The sequence below is a fragment of the Microcoleus sp. OTE_8_concoct_300 genome (assembly GCF_031383065.1).
Classification (GTDB): Bacteria; Cyanobacteriota; Cyanobacteriia; order Cyanobacteriales; family Microcoleaceae; genus Microcoleus.
This window is the reverse complement of record NZ_JANMZH010000635.1, coordinates 1-3,563: the sequence shown is the minus strand read 5'-3', so window position 1 is coordinate 3,563 and position 3,563 is coordinate 1. Positions and strand designations below refer to the sequence as shown.

Here is a 3,563-nt window from a genome sequence, read left to right as displayed (position 1 = left end):
GTATCTGCGGTTAAAAAAAGAGAATTTGTTAACCGCAGATGACAATGGATTAACGCGGATTCACGCAGATGAAGAACCGATCCTGTTGAATTAATCTAACTCATCTGCGTTAATCTGTGTTAATCTGCCTGTATCTGCGGTTAAAAAAAGAGAATTTGTTAACCGCAGATGACAATAGATTAACGCGGATTCACGCAGATTAAGAGAAGCGATCGCACCTATCCAGGTGCACCCGATCGCACAGTTTGTTCTGCCGTCGCCCCCGGATCAGTCGTTTCCTGCGGCGCTTCCGACGAAACCGCGCCCGCGTGCGGCCACTTCCAGTCGCGGATTTCCGGCATATCATCGCCGTGTTCGTTGATATAGTGCCTGTGTTCGATCAGCTTGTCACGGATAGCTTGTTTGCCGTAAGCTGCTACAGAACTCAGTTTCGCAACGCGATCGAGTACATCTGCAACCAAGTGGAATCGATCGAGGTCATTCATCACCACCATATCAAAGGGCGTCGTAGTCGTTCCCTCTTCCTTGTAACCCCGAACGTGAATATTCGAGTGATTCGTGCGGCGGTAAGTCAAGCGGTGAATCAGCCAAGGATAGCCGTGAAAAGCAAAAATAACCGGCTTATCTATCGTGAACAAACTATCAAAATCCTTGTCAGACAAACCGTGAGGATGTTCGCTAGCAGGTTGCAGGGTCATCAAATCCACCACATTAACCACCCGCACTTTTAAATCCGGATAATCTCGGCGGAGAATGTCAACAGCAGCCAAAGTTTCCAGCGTCGGAACATCACCCGCGCAAGCCATCACCACATCCGGTTCGCCACCTTTATCATTGCTAGCCCACTCCCAAATACCGATGCCGGCCGTACAGTGTTTAATCGCAGCATCCATATCCAAATACTGCAATGCCGGCTGCTTCCCTGCAATAATCACGTTGACATAGTGGCGGCTGCGGAGACAGTGATCCGTTACAGACAGCAAAGTGTTCGCATCCGGCGGCAAATAAATCCGCACCACTTCCGCTTTCTTGTTAATTACGTGGTCGATAAAACCCGGATCTTGGTGAGAAAAACCGTTGTGGTCTTGCCGCCAAACGTGAGAAGTTAGCAGGTAGTTGAGAGAGGCGATCGGTCGGCGCCAAGGAATATCGCGAGTAGTTTTCAACCATTTAGCGTGTTGGTTGAACATCGAATCGATGATGTGAATAAACGCCTCGTAACAAGAGAAAAAGCCGTGGCGTCCCGTCAGTAAATAGCCTTCCAGCCATCCCTGACATAGATGTTCGCTGAGGACTTCCATCACCCGGCCGTCGGGGGAGATGTGGTCGTCTTCGGGCAAAATTTCGCCCGCCCACACCCGGTTCGTCACTTCAAACACCGGATCGAGGCGGTTTGAGGCCGTCTCGTCAGGTCCGACAATGCGGAAATTGGCGTTTTCCTGATTCAGTGTCATCACGTCTCGCAGGAAGCGGCCAGAAACGCGGGTTGCTTCTGCCATTACAGTGCCCGGTTTTTGCACGTCAACGGCGTAGTCTTCAAATTCCGGCATTTTCAAGTCTCGCAGCAGCAGACCGCCGTTAGCGTGGGGATTTGCCCCCATCCGTCGAGATCCCTTGGGTGCGAGTTCCGCCAATTCGGGAATTAACTTGCCCTTTTCGTCGAAGAGTTCTTCCGGCTTATAGCTTTTCATCCAATCTTCCAGGAGTTGGACGTGTCCCGGCTTAGAAGCCATTTCCGAAAGTGGGACTTGGTGCGATCGCCAATAATCCTCAGTTTTCTTACCGTCAACTTCCTTCGGCCCCGTCCAGCCTTTGGGAGTTTTCATCACAATCATCGGCCACTGGGGACGGCCCGAATAGCCCTCCGTCCGGGCTTTTTCCTGAATCGCCTTAATTTCGCCGATCGCCGTATCGAGAGTTGCAGCCATCAACTGGTGCATGGTTTCCGGGTCTGAACCTTCCACCCAATAAGGTTTGTAGCCGTAACCGACCATCAAACTTTCCAATTCCTCTTGCGGAATGCGGGCCAACAGCGTTGGATTGGCAATTTTGTAGCCATTCAAGTGCAAAATCGGCAACACAGCCCCGTCGCGAACCGGGTTGAGAAACTTGTTAGAGTGCCAGCTAGCAGCTAGCGGGCCGCTTTCGGCTTCCCCGTCGCCGACAACTGCCGCCACAATCAAATCGGGGTTATCGAAGGCCGCCCCGTAAGCGTGAACCAGGGCGTAGCCGAGTTCGCCGCCTTCGTGAATCGAACCGGGGGTTTCCGGGGCGACGTGGCTGGGGATACCGCCGGGAAAGGAGAACTGTTTGAACAGCCGTTTGATACCGTCTTCATCTTCGGAAATGTTCGAGTAATATTCGGTATAAGTCCCTTCGAGATAGGTGTTGGCTACCAAGCCCGGCCCGCCGTGTCCAGGGCCTGCGATATAGATGGTGTTGAGGTCTTGGGCTTTGATCAGGCGGTTGAGGTGAACGTAGATGAAGTTTAAACCTGGAGTGGTGCCCCAATGTCCGAGGAGTCTCGGTTTGACGTGTTCGATTTTGAGGGGCTCTTTGAGTAGGGGGTTGTCGAGGAGATAGATTTGTCCGACGGATAGGTAGTTGGCCGCGCGCCAGTAGGCGTTCATTTTGTGTAGTTCTGAGTCGGAAAGCGGCTTTAATTGCGGGATCTCGGTTGTTCCTAGCATCATCAGCGATTGACTCCTGAGTTTTGGTTGTTTTGTCAAGTGAGATCATCGAAAAGTCCGATCTATATTAATTTGCGATCGGAGACCTGTTGTATTTAACTTCCATGTCTTCCCCGGAAGCTATTGAATTCTACCTCGTTTATGTCTACATTAAAGTTTAAATTAATATTAATTTCTGGCTCAACATCGCACAATTCTGAGGGCAGAAAGGATCCAATTTGCGGGGTTCAAGGAATTCAGCAATAGAAAATAGGATTTACACAAGAGTTTTTGTATGGTGTGCACTGCGCGCCAATCCGTATATGTTGCGACTCGTGGGATGTGTTGTGCAAGTCGCGAACAAGATACTTCTCAAGGGAGAGTTCATAAGTATTTATAGGTGAAGTTAATTTTATTTTTTGCCTGCTGATTGCTGATACAAATTATCACAAAAAATACTACTCTAGGCAATATCCAAAGCTTTATATCCTCAGTCATTCCCTATTCTTTAATCTCAAATATAAAATGGTATGACTCGTTTTGGGTTAAAGTTTTTTAGGTTCGTTTAAAATCAGGGTTAAAGGGTGAGCAATTTTTATAATGAGAGAGATTTAGCCTGAAGTTAAAAAGATATAGCAATGCTATTTCATTTGTGAAAGGGCTTTTTTTTAATGAACCGCAGAGGGCGCAGAGGGCGCAGAGGAAGAGAGGATTGAGAAAGGAGTTGCGTATAATAGCAAATACATATTATACCAATTTAATGTGAAGTTGCACATATCTCGATCCCCCTAAATCCCCCTTAAAAAGGGGGACTTTGATCGGAATCTTGTCCCCCCCTTATTAAGGGGGGCTAGGGGGGATCGGATTCTATGCAGCCTCATAAAAAATTGGTAT

At 48.8% G+C, this 3,563-nt stretch carries 1 protein-coding gene; it reads right to left on the bottom strand.

Features of this window, described 5'->3' with window-relative positions; genetic code table 11:
- Nucleotides 1–218: 218 nt before the first annotated feature.
- Nucleotides 219–2,693 (bottom strand): phosphoketolase family protein, encoded by a 2,475-nt coding sequence (locus ACUVJL_RS28955; RefSeq protein ID WP_445249003.1) that lies wholly within the window; start codon nucleotides 2,691–2,693, stop codon nucleotides 219–221.
- Nucleotides 2,694–3,563 lie beyond the last annotated feature (870 nt).